This is a genomic window from Brevundimonas sp. BH3, from assembly GCF_045345115.1.
Lineage (GTDB): Bacteria > Pseudomonadota > Alphaproteobacteria > Caulobacterales > Caulobacteraceae > Brevundimonas.
The window spans coordinates 2,582,549-2,598,594 of record NZ_CP150796.1 but is presented as its reverse complement, the minus strand read 5'-3'; the positions used below and the strand labels follow the sequence as shown (position 1 = coordinate 2,598,594).

Annotated in this window: 17 protein-coding genes; 2 read left to right on the top strand and 15 right to left on the bottom strand. The window is 62.0% G+C overall.

All coding sequences use genetic code 11. From position 1 onward, the window contains the following. Nucleotides 1-4: 4 nt before the first annotated feature. From WEU32_RS12750 to WEU32_RS12680, 15 genes are read right to left on the bottom strand one after another with little or no spacing between them, the layout of a single operon-like run. Nucleotides 5-328, bottom strand: a complete 324-nt coding sequence (locus WEU32_RS12750) for a 2Fe-2S iron-sulfur cluster-binding protein (RefSeq protein WP_406852158.1) — start codon at nucleotides 326-328, stop codon at nucleotides 5-7. Beyond that, entirely contained in the window at nucleotides 328-1,533 is a 1,206-nt protein-coding gene (locus WEU32_RS12745) for an acetyl-CoA C-acyltransferase (RefSeq protein ID WP_406852157.1), read from the bottom strand. The genes WEU32_RS12750 and WEU32_RS12745 overlap by 1 nt, the downstream gene beginning before the upstream one ends. 5 nt (nucleotides 1,534-1,538) lie before the next feature. Next, nucleotides 1,539-1,922 carry a nuclear transport factor 2 family protein gene (locus WEU32_RS12740; RefSeq protein ID WP_406852156.1) on the bottom strand — a complete coding sequence of 128 codons (384 nt, stop codon included), beginning with the start codon at nucleotides 1,920-1,922 and terminating at the stop codon, nucleotides 1,539-1,541. 10 nt (nucleotides 1,923-1,932) lie between these two features. Beyond that, entirely contained in the window at nucleotides 1,933-2,388 is a 456-nt protein-coding gene (locus WEU32_RS12735; RefSeq protein WP_406852155.1) for a MaoC family dehydratase, read from the bottom strand. A gap of 1 nt (nucleotide 2,389) precedes the next feature. Further along, entirely contained in the window at nucleotides 2,390-3,178 is a 789-nt protein-coding gene (locus WEU32_RS12730) for an SDR family oxidoreductase (RefSeq protein ID WP_406852154.1), read from the bottom strand. Beyond that, nucleotides 3,175-4,335 (bottom strand): acyl-CoA dehydrogenase family protein, encoded by a 1,161-nt coding sequence (locus WEU32_RS12725; protein ID WP_406852153.1) that lies wholly within the window; start codon nucleotides 4,333-4,335, stop codon nucleotides 3,175-3,177. Before WEU32_RS12725 ends, WEU32_RS12730 begins: the two co-directional genes overlap by 4 nt. 12 nt (nucleotides 4,336-4,347) lie before the next feature. Beyond that, a complete protein-coding gene (locus WEU32_RS12720; protein ID WP_406852152.1) occupies nucleotides 4,348-5,259 on the bottom strand; it encodes an SDR family oxidoreductase in 912 nt (303 codons plus the stop codon). A gap of 11 nt (nucleotides 5,260-5,270) precedes the next feature. Further along, complete coding sequence (locus WEU32_RS12715; protein ID WP_406852151.1) at nucleotides 5,271-6,422, bottom strand: acetyl-CoA C-acetyltransferase; 1,152 nt, start codon at nucleotides 6,420-6,422, stop codon at nucleotides 5,271-5,273. After that, entirely contained in the window at nucleotides 6,412-7,488 is a 1,077-nt protein-coding gene (locus WEU32_RS12710) for an acyl-CoA dehydrogenase family protein (protein ID WP_406852150.1), read from the bottom strand. Before WEU32_RS12710 ends, WEU32_RS12715 begins: the two co-directional genes overlap by 11 nt. 2 nt (nucleotides 7,489-7,490) lie before the next feature. Further along, nucleotides 7,491-8,642, bottom strand: coding sequence for an acyl-CoA dehydrogenase family protein (locus WEU32_RS12705; protein WP_406852149.1), 1,152 nt, complete (start codon nucleotides 8,640-8,642; stop codon nucleotides 7,491-7,493). Continuing rightward, a complete protein-coding gene (locus tag WEU32_RS12700) occupies nucleotides 8,642-9,391 on the bottom strand; it encodes an enoyl-CoA hydratase family protein (protein ID WP_406852148.1) in 750 nt (249 codons plus the stop codon). The genes WEU32_RS12705 and WEU32_RS12700 overlap by 1 nt, the downstream gene beginning before the upstream one ends. A 12-nt stretch (nucleotides 9,392-9,403) precedes the next feature. Next, nucleotides 9,404-10,483: an NAD(P)H-dependent flavin oxidoreductase gene (locus tag WEU32_RS12695; RefSeq protein WP_406852147.1), complete on the bottom strand. Its 1,080-nt coding sequence runs from the start codon at nucleotides 10,481-10,483 to the stop codon at nucleotides 9,404-9,406. Beyond that, nucleotides 10,480-11,388, bottom strand: a complete 909-nt coding sequence (locus WEU32_RS12690; RefSeq protein ID WP_406852146.1) for an enoyl-CoA hydratase — start codon at nucleotides 11,386-11,388, stop codon at nucleotides 10,480-10,482. The genes WEU32_RS12695 and WEU32_RS12690 overlap by 4 nt, the downstream gene beginning before the upstream one ends. Before the next feature lie 2 nt (nucleotides 11,389-11,390). Continuing rightward, nucleotides 11,391-12,212 carry a CoA-transferase subunit beta gene (locus WEU32_RS12685; RefSeq protein WP_406852145.1) on the bottom strand — a complete coding sequence of 274 codons (822 nt, stop codon included), beginning with the start codon at nucleotides 12,210-12,212 and terminating at the stop codon, nucleotides 11,391-11,393. 10 nt (nucleotides 12,213-12,222) lie between these two features. Further along, a complete protein-coding gene (locus tag WEU32_RS12680; RefSeq protein ID WP_406852144.1) occupies nucleotides 12,223-13,092 on the bottom strand; it encodes a CoA transferase subunit A in 870 nt (289 codons plus the stop codon). 300 nt (nucleotides 13,093-13,392) lie between these two features. Here WEU32_RS12680 and WEU32_RS12675 point away from each other — a divergent pair, with 300 nt between their 5' ends. Together WEU32_RS12675 and WEU32_RS12670 are read left to right on the top strand one after the other, a co-directional pair. Beyond that, nucleotides 13,393-14,682 carry an MFS transporter gene (locus WEU32_RS12675; RefSeq protein WP_406852143.1) on the top strand — a complete coding sequence of 430 codons (1,290 nt, stop codon included), beginning with the start codon at nucleotides 13,393-13,395 and terminating at the stop codon, nucleotides 14,680-14,682. A gap of 129 nt (nucleotides 14,683-14,811) precedes the next feature. Next, nucleotides 14,812-15,999, top strand: coding sequence for an amidohydrolase family protein (locus tag WEU32_RS12670; RefSeq protein ID WP_312135534.1), 1,188 nt, complete (start codon nucleotides 14,812-14,814; stop codon nucleotides 15,997-15,999). Nucleotides 16,000-16,046: the final 47 nt, after the last annotated feature.

Below are 16,046 nucleotides of genomic sequence, written 5' to 3'. Positions count from 1 at the left end.
CCTCCTAGATGGCTTCGGCAATGGTCAGCGACAGGCCATCCAGCGCATCGCTCATATGGATCTGGCAGGCCAGACGCGAAGAGGGGCGTACCTCGACCACATCACCGATAGCCTCGACCATTTCACTTTCCTCGTCGGAGGCCGCATCCAGCTTGGACAGCCATTGTGCATCGACGTAGACGTGGCAGCTTCCGCACGAACAAGCCCCGCCACAGGTGCCTTCAACTGTCGTGCCGCCATCACGCAGGGCCTCCATCAGGCGGGCCCCCGATGCGACGTCCAGCGTCAGGGTCTGGCCGTCTTGCTGGGTTACAAAAATCTGGGGCATCAAGCGACCTCGAAGAGACCGGCGGCACCCATGCCACCGGCGACACACATGGAAACGATGACATATTTTACGCCGCGACGCTTGCCCTCGATGAGGGCGTGGCCGACGAGGCGCGAGCCGGTCATGCCGAAGGGGTGGCCGATGGCGATGCCGCCGCCATTGACGTTGAGGATGGCGGGATCAATGTCGAGGTGGCGCTGGCAATAGAGCGCCTGAGAGGCAAAGGCCTCGTTGATCTCGAACAGGCCGATATCGCTCATCTTCAGACCCGCACGCTTGAGCAGTTTGGGGATAGCGAAGACGGGACCAATGCCCATTTCCTCGGCCTTGCAGGCGGCGACCTGGAAGCCGCGATAGATGCCCAGAACCGGCAGGTTTTCAGACTGGGCGGTCTTCAAGTCCATAATGACCTGAGCCGAGGCCCCGTCCGACAACTGGCTGGCATTGCCGGCGGTGACGTGGCGGCCTTCCTTGATGATCTGGCCGTCCTTGAAGACGGGCTTCAGACCCGCGAGTGCCTCATAGGTCGTGCCGGCACGGATGCCTTCGTCGGACGACAGGGTGACCTCTTCCTCGCCAATCTCTTCGCCGGTCTTGGCGAACAGGGTCTTGGAGGTGGTCAGCGGGACGATCTCGTCATTGAACAGACCGGCAGCTTGAGCGGCGGCTGCACGCTGCTGGCTCTGGGCGGCGAAGTGGTCTTGGTCTTCGCGGCTGACGCCATAGCGGTCGGCGACCAGTTCGGCGGTTTCGATCATGGCCATATAGGCGTGCGGATCATGCTCCAGCACCCGCTTTGAGCGGTTGCGATAGGTCGGCATGTGCTTGTTCAGGGTCAGCGAGATGCTTTCCATCCCGCCCGCAACCGCCGCGTCGATCTCGTCAGTCATGATGCCGCGCGCCGCCAGCGCAATGGCGTTCAGGCCCGACGAGCATTTGCGGTCCAGCGTAAAGCCCGCCACGGTTTCATCGGGCAGTTTGGAGGCATGGACGCTGAGACGGCCAAGGTTGTAGCTCTGGGTGCCCCAGTGATTGCCGACGCCTAAGTAAACATCGTCGATACGGGCCGGATCAAGACCGGCACGGTCCAGCGCGGCATCTATCACATGGGCCGACAGGACAGGGGCCTCGGTATTGTTCAAGGCCCCGCGATAGGCCTTGCCGACGCCGGTGCGGGCTGTGGAGATAATGGCAGCTTCGCGCATAGGATTTACTCCGTAGAACCATGCATATTGTTGGGGCCCCAATAGGCGGTCATCTGTTGGACCAGACCGTCGGGGTTGAACTCGAAGGTGTCGATGACGTCGATCCGGCACGGCCCCTCGGGCAGGGTCAGATCGACGCTGAAAGCAAAGGCGGCGATGCTGGCCGAGGTGCGGACCGGACCGTGAAGGGTCAGTTTGGGACCCATTTTCATGGAGCCTTGATAGAAGGCCCTGATGGCATCGTGGCCGACCACAGGCTGGGCATCGACCGGATCACGCACCACGGCATCGGCAGCATAGAGACGGACCACAGCCTCGGCATCGCCGGTTTCAAAGGCCGCGACATAGGCTTCGACCGTTTCGATCATTTTCTGCGGCGATACCGACATGGCGAACCCTTTAAGGAATGTAGCGGCTGATGGTGGAGGCAATACAGGCGGGCTTGTCGTGGCCTTCGATCTCGACCGTCACATCGACCGTGACCTGAACGCCGGTGCCTTTTTGCTCGATCTTGCTGATCACGCCGGCACCGCGAATGCGCGAGCCGACCTTGACCGGAGCCAGAAACCGCACCTTGTCCAGACCGATGTTCAGGCCCGACGATACGCCATTTACGGTGATCAGTTCGGGCATGAAGGCGTTGACCAGAGCCAGTGTCAGATAGCCGTGGGCAATGGTGCCGCCAAACGGGCCGTCCTTGGCGCGGGCGGGATCAACGTGGATCCACTGCATGTCGCCGGTCGTCTCGCCAAAGCGGGTGACACGGTCCTGTTCGACCGACAGCCATTCGGTGTGGCCGAGGTCACGGCCCTCGGCACCGAGCAGGGCGTCCGGCGTATCGAAGACAACGCCCATCTTACGCCCTCTGGCTGGAGGCCGAGATGACCTCGCCGGTCAGATAGGATGACAGGTCGCTGGCGAGGAACACCATGATGTTGGCGATCTCCCAAACTTCGGCCGGACGGCCAAAGGCTTCGCGCTTGGACAGTTCAGCCAGCATCTCGTCCGTCGTGACCTTGGCGAGGAACGGGTGCATGGCCAAGGACGGCGAGACGGCATTGATACGCACGCCGTGTTCGGCGGCTTCCACCGCCGAGCAACGGGTAAAGGCCATCACGCCCGCCTTGGCAGCGGCATAGTGGGCCTGACCCTTTTGCGCGCGCCAGCCCAGCACCGAGGCATTGTTTACAATAACGCCGGACTTGGCTTCATACATCAGCGGCAGGAAGGCACGGCTCATGCGGAACACCGAGGTCAGGGTCACGTCCAGAACGCGCTCCCACTGCTCGTCGGTCATGTCCACGACATCGACCTCGCCGCCCAGACCGGCATTGTTGATCAGCACGTCGATACGGCCCAGCAGCCGAAACGATTCATCGCGCAGACGATCCACATCGGCCTGATTGGTCACGTCGCAGACAACCGTATGCGGACGCACGCCAACCGCCGCCTCGATGGCATCGGCAGCCTCGCCCAGACGGCGCTCGTGGAAGTCGCTGATGACCAAGGTCGCGCCTTCTTCAGCCGCCCGCTTGGCCGCCGAGAAACCGATACCGGTCCCCGCCGCAGCGGTAATCACCGCCGTCTTGCCCTTCAGCAAACCACGGCCCTCAGGGTATGCGGGGGGTGTGTTTACAAAGCTCATGCTTGGGTGCCCGTAATGTCAGTGAGGCCCATTTCGCGCGCGACCACATCATAGTGGTGCGACGGCGTTCTCAGTACGGTGGCGCTGGTGCGGGCGCGTTTGAAATAGAGGTGGGCGTCGTGTTCCCACGTAAAACCGATGCCGCCATGAATCTGGATGGTGTCGGCGGCGCATTGCATGAAGGCTTCGGAGCAACTGGCACCGGCAATGGCGGCGGCCTCTTCCATAGCGTCCGGCACATCCAGCAATCGCACGGTATAGGACAGGGCCGAGCGGGCGGATTCCACGGCCATCATCATATCGGCCAGCTTGTGCTTGATGGCTTGGAACGAGCCTATGACGCGCCCGAACTGCACACGCTGCTTGGCGTATTCGGTGCTCATTTCAAGCACCCGTTCGGCCCCGCCCAACTGTTCAGCGGCCAGCATGACGGTGCCGACGGCCAACATACGCCGGATAGCCGGTTCGGCCTTGCCGACAGGCCCGACGATGGCGGCATCGTCCACGATTACATTGTCAAAACGAATGCGGCTGAAGGGGCGGGTGGGGTCGAGGCTGGTGACGCGCTCGACGGCGATCCCTGCCGTGTCGGCGTCCAGCGCCACGAGGCTTAAACCATCCCAGCCGGATGTGTTTTCGGTGCGGGCGACCACCACCAGAAGATTGGCGGCGTGGCCCATCAGCACATAGTCGGCCTGTCCGTTCAGCGCCCATCCGGTGCCTTCGCGGCGGATGGTGCAGGGGGCGTCGGCGGGCAGGGGCGCACCGGATTTTCCGGTCAGACAAACGGCGGCACGGATATCGCCCTCGACAAGACGCGGCAGGAAGCGCGACTGGATGGCCTCGCATCCGGCCCCCATCAGGGCCGGTAGGGCCAGACCCAGTGTCGGGAATAGCGGGGCCGCCGTTAGCGTGCGTCCCGTTTCTTCATGCAGCAGGGCCAGTTCGATCAGGCCAAGATCACTGCCGCCAAAACGCTCGGGGGCGGCCACACCCAGCCAGCCCATTTCGACGGCCATGGCTTGCCATTGTTCGCGGTCCCAGCCGTCTTCGGATTCAATCGCGGCGCGCAAACGTTTCGAGGTGCCGTGTTCATTTAGAAAATCACGGGCACTTTCGGCAATGGCCTGTTGTTCGTCAGTAAGGGTGATGTTCATGCATGCGGTCCTTTAGCCCGCGCCGTAAACGGCTTGGGCGGGCGTGCGACGGGCGACCAGATCGCGCACTACATCGCCGACTTCCGACGGGTTCCAACGGCGACCCGCATCGACGGCCGGACCATTGCGCCAGCCTTCGGACAGCATGATCTTGCCACCCTGAAGCTCGAACACCTGTCCGGTGACCTCGGCAGACTGTGCGCTGGCCAGCCAGACAATAGTGGGGGCGACATTGGCCGGATCGTTAAAGTCAAAACCGTTATCGGGAGCCTTCATGGCGTCGGCAAAGGCGGTCTCGGTCATGCGGGTGCGGGCGGCGGGGGCCAGCGCGTTGGCGGTGATGCCATAGCGGCCCAGTTCTGCGGCCTGAACGAGAGTCAGGCTGGCAATGCCGCCCTTGGCCGCGGAATAGGCGCTCTGGCCGATCGAGCCTTGCAGACCGGCACCGGACGATGTGTTGATGATACGGGCATCGGGGTTCTGCCCCTGTTTTTGCTTGGCGCGCCAGTAATCGACGGCGGCGCGGCTGACACAGAAATGGCCACGCAGATGGACGCGCAAGACCGCATCCCATTCATCCGGCGTGCAGGACACAAACATGCGGTCACGCACGAAACCGGCATTGTTCACCACGGCGTGTAGGTCACCGAAGGTATCGAGAGCCGTCTGCACCATGCGCTGGCCGCCCTCGACCTCGGTCACGTCGTCGGTATTGGCAACGGCCTTGCCGCCGAGAGCGATGATTTCATCGACGACCTTTTGGGCCGCGCCGACCGTCTGGCCGCTCTCGCCATGGGTGCCGACACCCAGATCATTGACCACGACACTGGCTCCCTCAGCTGCCAGAGCCAGTGCATAGGCGCGGCCCAAGCCGCCGCCCGCGCCGGTGACGATGACCACCCGTCCTTCACAAATACCCGACATGGACGCTCCCCCTACAGACGCTCGATAATGGTGACATTGGCCTGACCGCCGCCTTCGCACATGGTTTGCAGGGCATAGCGTCCGCCGGTGCGTTCCAGTGTGTTGAGCATGGTGGTCATGATGCGCGCGCCCGTGGCCCCCAGCGGGTGGCCCAGCGCAATGGCCCCGCCATTGATGTTGACCTTGTCATGGGGGATTTCCAGTTCCTGCATCCACGCCAAGGCGACCGAGGCAAAGGCCTCGTTGCATTCGAACAGGTCGATGTCGGAAATCTTCAGGCCGGTCTTTTCCAGCGCATAACGGGTGGCCGGAATGGGCGCGGTCAGCATCCACACTGGATCATCGGCGCGCACCGAGAGATGATGTATGCGTGCGCTTGGCTTAAGGTTGTGATCCTTTACCGCCTTGGGCGAGGCCATAAGGATGGCGGCGGCTCCGTCTGCGGTCTGGCTGGCGACGGCGGCGGTGATGCGGCCATTCTCCATCAGCGGCTGCAGGCTGGCCATCTTCTCTAGCGAAGTCTCGCGCGGCGTTTCGTCGTGGGTGACACCGGCCAGCGGGCTGATCTCGTTATCGAACAGGCCCTGTTCGCGGGCAGCGATGGCGCGGCGGTGGCTTTCCAGCGCAAAGGCCTCCATGGCCTCGCGGCTGATTTTCCATTTGTCGGCGATCATTTCTGCCGAGTTGAACTGGCTGACCTCCTGATTGCCAAAGCGGTTCTGCCAGCCTGTCGAGCCCCGGAACGGATCGTCAAAACCATAGGTCTGACCTGCCAACATGGCCGCTGAAATCGGGATGGCATTCATGTTCTGCACACCGCCTGCGACCACCAGATCCTGAGTGCCGCTCATCACGCCCTGTCCTGCGAAATGGACAGCTTGCTGGGATGAACCGCACTGGCGGTCGATGGTCACGCCGGGCACATGCTGGGGCAGGCCCGCGGCCAGCCAGCACGAGCGCGCAATGTCGCCGGCTTGCGGGCCGATGGTGTCGCAGCAGCCGAACACCACATCCTCGACCGCTGCCGGATCAATGCCGGTGCGTCCCATCAGTGCAGACAAGACATGGCCGCCAAGGTCCGCCGGATGCACATGGGCAAGGCCGCCTTTTTTGCGACCTATGGGCGTGCGGACGGCATCGATAATATAGGCCTCATGCGGCATGGGCGAGGGTGTCCTTGGAAGCTGTAAACGCAAAGCCGCTATCGGCGGCGGACGAGGAGAGGGCGCAGGCCAGCACCCGCGCGCGATGGAAGGTTTCATCGCCCCAGCTTCCGCCAAGAGCGAGGCCGCGTTTCAGCAGGAAGTGGACATCCACCTCCCACGAATAACCCATGGCCCCGTGCACCTGAATGGATGTGCGGGCGGCAAGGCTGGCGGCTTCGACGGCGGCCAATTTGGCGTGCGAGGCGCGGGCGCGGGACAGGACGTTATTGGCCCCGATCTCGGCCGCGGCGGCATAGATGACGGGGCGGGCAAACTCGATCTTGACCTGTGCTGTGGCCAGCAGATGTTTGACGGCCTGGTAGGTGCCGATGGGCTTGCCGAACTGGGTGCGTTCATTGGCATAGGCGACGGCCAGTTCGACGCTGCGTTCGGCAAGGCCGAGGCATTGGGCGGCAGCAAAGACCGTGGCCCGTTCCAGCGCCTGCGCCAGCAGGGGGGCGCAGACGCTGGCCTCGGCGACCACGGTTTCGGCCGTGAGGGTAGCCGTTACCGTGGACAGACGGCGGAAAGGATCAATCGAGGCTTGCGAGGTCAGATGCACCTGATCGCGGGCGACCAGATGAAGCTGGCCATTCTGAACCAGCATAAGGGCATCGGCATTTTCGGCCCCGCAAACGAACGGATTGACCGGATGAGCGAGGGCGATGATGGCCTCGCCCGCCAGAGCTTTTTGCAGCCATTCCTCTGCGCGGGGATGATCCAGCGCGGCTAAGAGCGGGAGCACGACACCGGCTTGTTCTACCAGAGGTTCGGGCAGGGCGGCGTGACCACAGGCGCGGGCGATCAGCACGAAATCGGTCTCGGACAGTCCAAGACCACCCTTGTGCTCGGGCACTAAAATACCGGACAGGCCAAGCTCCATCAGAGCATTCCAGCGGGCGGCATCATGGGTCTGGCCGCTATCCATCAGGCGACGCAGATCGGCCCCTGTACACTGGTCGGCCAGCAGGGACGAGACGACCTCGGCAATGGCCTGTTGTTCTTCTGCGAAGGCAAAATCCATGATCAGCCCCTCGGCATACCAAGCACGCGCTCGGCGATAATGTTGCGCTGGATTTCGTTGGAACCGGCATAGATCGGCCCCGCCAGCGAGAAGAGGTATCCGCCCAACCAGTCGTGGTTATCGGCCATTGGTTCGGCCAGTTCTGCGAAGGGACCGAGGATGGCCAGCGCGGTCTGGTGCAGGGCGATGTCCATCTCCGACCAGAATATCTTGTTGCAACTGGCCTCGGCACCGATGGTGCCGCCGGCCTGAAGGCGACAGGCGGTGGAATAGATGGACAGGGCATAGGCCTGTGCATTCATCCAAGCCTGCGCCACATCGCGTCCAATGGCGAGATCGAGGCGATCCTGATGTTCCAGATAAAGTACCGACAGCTTGCGGGCCGCTTCCTGATAGCGGGCAGGCGAGCGTAGCATCAGGCCGCGCTCGAAACCGGCTGTGGCCATGCAGACGTGCCAGCCTTGGCCCTCGTCGCCCAAACGGTTGGCGACCGGCACGCGGGCATTTTCCAGAAAGATTTCGGCAAAGCCCGCTTCGCCGTCGATCTGGGGAATGGGGTTGACCGTGACGCCCTCGGTTTTCAGGTCCATCAGCACCAGAGACAGGCCCTTGTGACGCTGTGATCCGGCCTCGGTGCGGACCAGCACAAAGGCCCAGTCGGCAAAGACGGCGCGCGACGACCAGATCTTGTGGCCGTTCAACACATAGTGGTCGCCATCGCGCACGGCGGTGGTGGCAACCGCAGCAAGGTCCGATCCGGCCTGGGGTTCCGACCATGCCTGTGCCCAGATTTCATCGCCCGAAGCCATGGCGGGCAGGAAGCGGGCTTTTTGCGCGTCCGTGCCGAACTCCATCAGGGTCGGACCCAGCAGGAAGATGCCGTTCTGGTTCACCCGACCGGGGGCACCCGCGCGATAATATTCTTCCTCGAAGATCAGCCATTCGATCAGGTTCAGGCCGCGACCGCCGTATTCCTTCGGCCACGTGACCATGCCGAAATTGCCCTTGGCCAAGGTGCGTTCCCAGTCACGGTGCAACTCGAAACCTGCTTTGGTATCAAAGGAGGGCAGGCGGGTTTGCGGCACATGGCTTTGCAGCCACTGGCGGACTTCCAGACGAAAGGCGTCTTGTTCGGGGGTAAAGGACAACTGCATCAGAACTTGGCCTGCTTGCCGCCATCGACAAAGGCATCGCGCGAGGCCTGACTGTCGGCGTGCATGTACATTTCCAGCGTAAAGCCCTGTTCGAAGCGATAGCCGTGATCGACATCGCGAGCCTCAAGGCCGTTGAGCGCCTGTTTGGCCAGAACCAGAGCGGTGCGGCTCTTGCCCGCAATCACAGCGGCAAAGGCGCGGGCTTCGGACAGCAGGTCACCGCGGCTGACGACCTTGTGCACACCGCCCAGACGCCATGCGTCCTGTGCGGTTATGCGTCCCCCCGTGAAGAAGGCCGCCCGCACGGCGTGCAGAGGTAACATACGCGACAGGTGCGACGCCCCGCCCATTGCGCCACGGTCGATTTCCGGCAGGGAGAAGAAGCAGTCATCGGACGCGATGACCGTATCGGATGCCCCGCAAATGCCGATGCCACCGCCGATCACGAAACCATGGGCGGCCACGACGACCGGCACAGGACAGTCACGCACGGCCTTGAAGGTCCGGTAGTTGCCGCGGTTCAGTTCAACAATGCGTTCGGGATGGGCCTGCATCTCCTTGATGTCGACGCCGCCGCAAAAACCGCGCCCCTCGGCACGGATCAGCACACAGCGCACATCCTCGCGCGATCCAACCTCGGTAATGATGGCGGGCAGGGCATTCCACAGGGTGGAGTCCAGCGCATTGACCGGCGGGTGATCCAGAATGATCTCGCCGATGCGGTCATTGATTTCGGTGCGGATAGGCATGTCGGTCTTCCGTCAGGCCGCGATGCGGGCGGGGCCGCACAGGGCCTCCAGCCGCGCGCGGGCTTGGGTGGTGATTTCAGTAATCAGGGCCTCGCAGGTCGGCAGATCGCCCAAACGACCTGCGACCTGTCCTGTGGCCATCAGGCCGTCATCTGGGCGGCCTTCGACGACAGCCCGCTGGATCAGCATGGGGGCGCTGGCGGCCATCATGGCCTGTGCCAGTGTCAGTCCGCCGTGGCCGGTCATGGCGCGGGCAGCCTTCAGCAGCTCGGCATTGGATGCCCCTGTGGCGCGTTTCATCATCCACGCGCTTTCCAGCGCCCTGATCCACATGGAGACGGGGCCTGATTTCTCGATCCGGTTCAGGCGTGGATTGCGGATCATGCGCTGGGGCAGGCCGTCCACCTTGGTGGAGACCAGAATGTCGTCGGGACCGGCCTTCAGGTAACGGTCCTTGGTAATGGCGGGGATGGGGCTTTCAGCCGTCATCAGAAAACGGGTGCCCATGGCCATGCCCGCTGCGCCATAGGCCAAGGCTGCTGCCAGGCCGCGCCCGTCGCCAAAGCCGCCCGCCGCCACAACCGGCACATCCACCGTGTCCAATACCTGAGGCAACAGGACGGTGGTGGCGACCGAGCCAGTATGGCCGCCGCCTTCGCCGCCCTGAGCCGTGATCATGTCACAGCCCAGTTCGACCATTTTCTTGGCGTGTTTCAACGCGCCGACAGTGGGAATGCAGACAATACCCGCATCGCGGAAACGTTTGATAATGGCCTTGTCGGGACCGCGACCAAAGCTGACGGCGCGGATATGATCGCGTTCCGACAGGATGATCTCAACGATCTCTGCGGCACCCGGCTGGAACATGTGAAAGTTCACGCCGAACGGGTGGGAGGTCAGGGATTTGACCTCGGCAATCGCGGTTCGCAGTTCGTCGGGGCGCATGACGGCGGCCCCCAGAAAGCCGAAGGCTCCGGCATTGGAGGTGGCCGCGACCAGAGGCGGGGTGGCAATCCAGCCCATCGCCGTCTGGATCACCGGATAGCGGCAACCCAGTTTGCGGGTCAGTTCGGTTTCAAGGACATCGGTCATGCGTCGCCCTTTTCCTTATTGCCCGTTTCCTTGTTAACCTGCGCCATGCTCTTGCCGTCCAACCCGCCGAGGCTGTGACCGCTGACCAGATCGTTCTGGGCATGAGCAAAATGGTGCATGTGGAAGACGGCATCCATGGCCGTACGCTTGCCGCGCAGGTCTTCGACATGGTTGACGGCCTGTTTGGTCAGGGACAGACCAAGGCGCGGCATCTGGGCGATCTTTTCGGCGATACTGCGGGTGTGGGCTTCCAGATCGTCGCGGGCCACCACGCGGTTGACCATGCCCAGTTCATAGGCGCGGCTTGCGGGCATACGATCACCGAGGAACAGGAACTCCTTGGCAATGCGCGGGTGCATTTCAAAGGCATGGGCGAAATATTCGACTCCCGGAATACCCATGCGCACGACCGGATCTTGGAAATACGCATCCTCTGATGCGACGATCAGATCGCACACCCAGGCCAGCATCAGGCCGCCCGCAATACAGGCCCCCTGAACCATGGCGATGGTCGGTTTCTGGATTTCGCGCCAGCGGCGGCACATGCCCAGATAGACCTCGTGCTCGCGGGTATAGAGCAGTTCGGCTGCCGGCTTGTTGGTGTGATCGGCCACCAGATGTTTGCGATCAAATGTCTTGTGCAGATCGCGGCCGGGCGTGCCGATGTCATGACCGGCCGAGAAATGCTTTCCGGCCCCGCGCAGGACAATGACCTTGACCGCATCGTCATCGACAGCACGGCGAAAGGCATCGTCCAGCGCATAGGTCATCTGCGAGTTCTGGGCGTTGTGAAACGCCGTGCGCTGCATGGTGATCCATGCGACCGGCCCCTCCACCGCATAGTCAACGGGGGTGTCGGTTTCGTAGACAATATCCACGGATTTGGGAGGGACCAGATCGTTCATGCTCAGGCGGCCTCGGTCTTGGCGAGGCGGCGATCACCGACCGGATTGCCTTTAATGAGGGTGGCCCGCAGATTGTGCGGGTCCAGATGCTCGCGGATCAGTTTGAGCTGTTCGGCGGTTGGGGCCTTGGTTTCAGGAATGTGGTCAGGACGTTCCAGCGCAAAGCCGGTGTTTTCCTGAACCTCTTCGAAGGTGACACCGGGGTGCAAGGAGCGCACCCGCATGGCGTTGTCCTTGCCGCCGAAATCCAGCACGGCCAGATCGGTGATGACCCGTCGCAGGTCCAGTCCGCGCGGCTTTTTGCCATCCGGCCAGCGGGCAGGGTTGTAACCCACGCCGCACACATAATCGACTTCGCCCGCCACGAAGGCGCGGGTGTTATGAGTTGGCACGAAATAGCTGTTCGGATGGCTGATCGAGTTACCCGGATAGCCGCGCGCGCCCAGCAGGGCCGCCTTGGGTTTGGCATGATCGCCGATGACCGATATATTGGTCTGGCCGAAACGGTCGATCTGGGTCGGCACCACCATGGCGTGACGCTTACCGCCCCAAAGATTGTCAAAGGTGCGGGCAAACGGCATCCAGCCCTCGATCTTGGGCTGATAGCCATTGCGCGGACCGGCGGGCACCGGCTCGGCGACGAAATGGTTTTCGCCATCGGTCAGCATCAGGGCCGGATTGCATGTTAGCTTGGCAAGGCCTGCGGCAAGGCGCGGCATCAGGGTAATGCCGGTGGCCAGCACCTCGCCATCATCGGTCCAGGCCTCGGAACCGGCGGCAATGCACAGTTCGATCAGGCTATAGGTGTCGGTGGTCTGGGTCATGTCATGCCCCTCAATAGATCGCAGCAGGAAGGGCGCGGATGTGTTCGGCTCCGCCGACAGCGGCGACATAGGTGTCGGGTTCAACATCGACGAAGCGGTCGCGATACTCGCCCCAGCCTTCGCCGCTGGACGCGACATAGGTTTTCAGGTGGGCCATATCGATGCCGTAGTCGGGATTGGCCGCGGTCGGGTGGGCACCCAGCGGAGCCTCGATCACGCCGGTAACGACGCTACGCTCGAACGGGTGGAAGCGCGAATTGGCGGGAAGATCCAGCGCATCGGTTTCCACCAGCTGCTCGGTGGAAACGAAGACCTTGTCGGCGGCACGCGCCATCAGATCGTCGAAGAAGGGGTCTGGGCTGAAGATTAGCGTATTGCCCGCCTTGTCGGCGCGGTGGACGTGCATGATGGCCGCATCCAGTTTGATAGCGGGCATGGCCAAAAGGGTCTGGCCGTCCTCATAGGGCGACTTGATCGTCTTGATGCCTTGCGCCGGAATATCGGTGGCCATGCCGAACTGGGCGGGCAGGAAGGGCAGGTGCATAGCGGCGGCCCGCAGACCCCAGTGCAGCAGTCCCTCGTCCAGCTCCATGACGTCCAGCGTACCTGCCTGACGTGCGGCGCGGAAATGTGGGTCCAGCGGGAAATGGTCCAGCGAGACAAAGCCGAAGATCAGCTTCTTGACCTTGCCTGCCGCCACCAGCGTGCCGACATCGGGACCGCCATAGGCCACGATGGTCAGGTCTTTCAGGTTCGAGCGGGCAATAGCGCGCACCAGAGACATCGGTTTGCGACGGGTCGCCCAGCCACCGATACCGATCGTCATTCCGTCTTTCAGGCTGGCGACAAAGCCATCCAGATCCAGCCGTTTGTCCAGCACGCCGCATCACTCCGTTAAAAGCAGGGATTGGTTCCTGCTACGACGCTATGAGACGGCTATCAGCGGGTGAAGGGCACCGGAACGAACGGATTGTTTGCGTCCGGAGACAATGCCGCAAAGGGCAGTGAATCCGGTCTGTAGGTGCCAGCCGATAGGTGAGCCTGACGAAACACTCTGGCCGTCTGCGGCGACTTATCGCTGCGCGCGCACTGGGTTCTATTTCTGCCAAGGACGGGGGCACCCGTGAACAAGGCGGGGAGGCCGGATGTGCTTCGTAAAATAACCGAAGACCGGGCGGATATGCTGAAGACGCGAGACGATATGAATCTCCCGCGCGGGATATTTGTCCTGATCTTTATTGTCTCGATGGTGATGGCCATCGGCAATACGGGCCTGATTTCGGTCATGCCTGCGATCGGGCGGGCCATTGGGATGTCCGATCATCTGGTCGCCGCCATCTTCTCGTTGTCAGCCTTGCTGTGGGCCATCAGCGCGCCGCACTGGGCGCGGGTTTCGGATGTACGCGGCCGCAAGCCGATGATGATGCTGGGTCTGGGCGGCTTTGTCTTTTCGATGCTGGGATGCGCGCTTGTGGTGTGGGCAGGGCTTCAGGCTCTGCTGGCTCCGGTGGTGGTGTTCGTTACCTTTCTGCTGATCCGCGGCATTTTCGGCATACTGGGATCGGCCACCGCCTCGTCCAGTCAGGCCTATGTGGCGGACCGGACATCGGCCAAGGAGCGTACATCGGCCCTGTCTGCCTTGGCGGGTGCTCTGGGCATGGGCACGATTATTGGCCCCGCCCTGTCACCCTTGCTGGTGTTCGGCTTTTTGGGGCTGGCAGGGCCGATGACCATTTTTGCGCTGGGCGCAGGCGTGGTTCTGCTGATGGTGGCGCTGATTATTCCGCGCGATATCCCACCCGCAAAGCTTTATCCCGACAAGTTCGCCAATGTGCACACGGCGGCGGCGCGCAAGGAGCGTGGCTTTGGTATCTGGCTGGACCGCGATATCGGTCCGTGGCTGATCTTCGGATTCCTGTCATGCTGCGTGCAGGCCATCAATGTCTACACGCTCGGCTTTGTTGTTATGGACGTGGTGGCCCTGCCGGCGACAGAGGCCCAGCGCTATATCGGTATGGCCATGGCGGCAGGGGCAGGGGCGGGGCTTTTCGGCCAGTGGGTGCTGATCCCGTGGCTGAAGATGTCGCCGCGAGCCCTGATCTGGTCCGGTGGCCTTTTGGCTCTGGCGGGCAATCTGTTGACGGTGTTTGCCCATGACATCTGGATGTTGTCGCTGGGCTATGTGGTCCTGACGCTGGGCTTCTCGTTCTGTCGTCCCGGTTTTACCGCCGGTGCCTCGCTGGCGGCGCGACCGGACCAGCAAGGGATTGTTGCCGGAATGGTGTCCAGCCTGTCGGGCGGGTCGATTGTCATCACGCCTGTCATCGGCGTGCTGCTTTATGAAATGGCAACGCCGTCACCGTTCATCCTGAACTGCGTGGTTATGGGTGGACTGATGATTTTTGCCTGGAAAAACGCCTCGCTGTGGCGTCCCGATCTGTCACGCACAGCCACTTCGATTGTTTCCTGATGCGGATAAACCGTCTGCAACCACGCGCTTGTTGTCGACGGGCGTTGGTCAATAATCGTTTCATCGAAATCTAAAAACTGGCCTGCGCCCTTATGCGTCGAGGCTGAATAAAAGACGTGGGAGCCTCCAATGGATCGTTATCTGGTCATTTCTTCTGATGGTCATGCGGGTCTTCCGCCGGAAAAATATCGCGAATACCTTGATCCTCAATATCGCGAGCTTTTTGACGAGCGTGTCGCCAAAGAAATCGCGGCCCGCGAGCAGCACGAGAAGAATTTTCTTCTTGATGACTTCAACAATCACTGGCGCGCGTCGGTAGGTGATGGCCTTGAAGGTGCTTGGGATTCCGATATCCGCAGCCGCGTTCTGGACGAAGACGGTGTCGTCGCCGAGGTTCTCTATCCCGATGGCATTACCGAGCGTAATGCCCCGCCTTTCGGTGCCGATATCGGCCTGCGCCCGAACGCCAAGGAGGCCCATCTGCAATGGGCCGGTGCCCGCGCCCACAACCGCTGGATGGCCGATTTCTGTAAGATGGATCCGGTGCGCCGTATCGGTCTGGCCATTATTCCGGCCTTCTACGACATGGAAGAGAACCTGAAGGAAATCCTCTGGGCCAAGGAAAACGGTCTGAAGGGCGTGGTTCTGCCGACCCTGATGGAAGGTTGGGACTTCTACAATCACCCGAAATACCACCGCATGTGGGCCATGCTGCAAGAGTTCAACATGCCGGTGAACTTCCACTCGGGTGCTGCCCCTGCCTATGACACGGCCCAGCCGGGCTGGATCGGCGTCTATCTGTCGGAATACGCCTTCTATCTGACCCGTCCTATGTCGACGATGATCTTCGGCGGCGTGTTCGAACAGTTCCCGAACCTGAAGGTGACCTTCACCGAAGCAGGCGGCGAGTTCTGGTTCCCGTGGATGCTGGAACTGATGGATATCCGCGCTTCGGTCAAACACACCAGCGGCAAGCTGGGTGATCACCGCTCGAACCTGTCGATGAAGCCGAGCGAGTATTTTCAGCGCAATATCTGGGTCGGCTGCTCGGCCCTACCGGACGAGGAAACGACTGAGTCCTATTACAATATCGGCATCGACCGCGTTCTGTGGGGCACGGACTATCCGCACCCCGAAGGCACATGGCCGCAGACCCATCCGAAGATGATCGCCAGCCTGGGCGGCCTGCCGGACGAGCACATTGCCAAGATGTTGGGGGGAAATGCCCTTGATGTTTACGACCTTGATCTGGAGGCGATGAACAAGATCGCCGCCCGTATCGGGCCGAAAAAGTCCGGTTTCGCCAAGGCGGCATGACCGTGACCGGGCGGCCGTTGGGGGACGGCCGCCCACTCGCGACTTCA